Source organism: Arenicella xantha (genome assembly GCF_003315245.1).
In the GTDB taxonomy this organism is placed as follows: Bacteria; Pseudomonadota; Gammaproteobacteria; order Arenicellales; family Arenicellaceae; genus Arenicella; species Arenicella xantha.
This window is the reverse complement of record NZ_QNRT01000026.1, coordinates 1-1,365: the sequence shown is the minus strand read 5'-3', so window position 1 is coordinate 1,365 and position 1,365 is coordinate 1. Positions and strand designations below refer to the sequence as shown.

The window sequence follows — 1,365 nt, the reverse complement described above, 5'->3', positions numbered from 1 at the left end:
ATATCACAACCTCATCTTTAGCTAGAGCTGAAGTGGACAAGAAGATAAGCATTAGCGATAGAACTCTTAACATTATGCCTCGTACATTTAACGCCGTTAAAACGGGCGCGCGTTTTTTGCGCGTCCCAGCACACGTAGTGTGCGTAAGTTTTTGACCTTGTTAACTTTCATTTGCAATTTCTCAAATAGTGACCACCACTAAGCTCAGTCCAGTTGAAAATCCTGACTTTTTCAGTTTCAAACAGCACAAACTGAAGCTTTTCAGTTGATGAAGCGAGCTTTACGCTACTTTTAATAATGCCATCTTCGATTATTACTAGTTCCCTATCTCCGATCATCCCGCCTTTCCAAATATCATCCAACCCATGCCTATGAATTTTTGCGGTTACTCCAATGCGATTAAATTTATCGTTATTAGAAATATACTGGCCATTACCTAAAGTTGAAAACCCTCCTTTACCGCACGCGGATAGATATGGCGAGTTAAATTGATATGAATTCGCAACCTGCAGTACCTCTCCAACGCTTAGACCATGCTTCTTAGCTACTGCTCCAATTGATTCATTTAGGTCAGATATCAGTGCGGTATTTTCAATCGAAAATTCGTCCTGTGCATAAACAGTTGTGGAAAAAAACAATACAAATAAAATCGCAACCCTCATCATGAACCCCGTAAAGTTAACGCCGTTAAAACGGGCGCGTGTCTTCTGCGCGTCCGAGCACACGCAGTGTGCGGTAGTTTTTGACCTTGTTAGGTATCACTTACTTTTACTCTTTGAGTAAGCTTTATACTAAGCTTACTTATTAAGTCTTTTACCGTAACTCTTATTACGTAGCCATTGTCTTGTGCATCAGCGACTAAACCAACACCCTTCTCCGCAATTTGTAATTGCCCTTGAGCAGGCGCCTTCTCGTTTAGCCATAAAGGTACTTCGTCAACCTTACCTAAACTGACACCTGAGAATGTTTCGATTTCCCAATTGGCTACAACCTTACATTTATTCTTTTTATTAGGCTGACATCCCGAAAAAACTATTATTGCTTCGAATGGATTGCCTGCTTTAATTGAATCTAAGGCTTCAATTTTTACGCCATTCGCTTCTCCATAATTCCAAGCGCTATAAATTTCTTCAGGTTTATCGCTAAGGAATAAACTTGCCCGAAAATTATCATTTGACGCAGTCCATTCTTGGCCACTAACTAAAAATGGAAAAAATAATACTAGATAAATATATTTCTTTATAAAAATGAGATGTCTCCTACGTATACCTAACGCCGCGAACACGGGCGCAGGTACTGCGTCCGAGCGCAGCGGCAGTGTTTTGCCTTGTTATATGCCTTTTTCATAATCGCTGTTTCGTACAC

General features: G+C 40.3%; 2 protein-coding genes. Both read right to left on the bottom strand.

Going from position 1 to position 1,365, the window contains the following annotated elements:
• Positions 1 to 167: 167 nt before the first annotated feature.
• Positions 168 to 662, bottom strand: a complete 495-nt coding sequence (locus DFR28_RS19530) for a hypothetical protein (RefSeq protein WP_147251086.1) — start codon at positions 660 to 662, stop codon at positions 168 to 170.
• Between the two features lie 89 nt (positions 663 to 751).
• The gene (locus DFR28_RS19525; protein ID WP_113956086.1) at positions 752 to 1,285 is read right to left on the bottom strand and encodes a hypothetical protein; all 534 of its coding nucleotides are present in this window, start codon (positions 1,283 to 1,285) and stop codon (positions 752 to 754) included.
• Between the last annotated feature and the right edge of the window lie 80 nt (positions 1,286 to 1,365).

Excerpts from the sequence above, each read along its gene's own strand:
- DFR28_RS19530 (WP_147251086.1), bottom strand. The coding sequence starts at position 662 with ATGAGGGTTGCGATTTTATTTGTATTGTTTTTTTCCACAACTGTTTAT.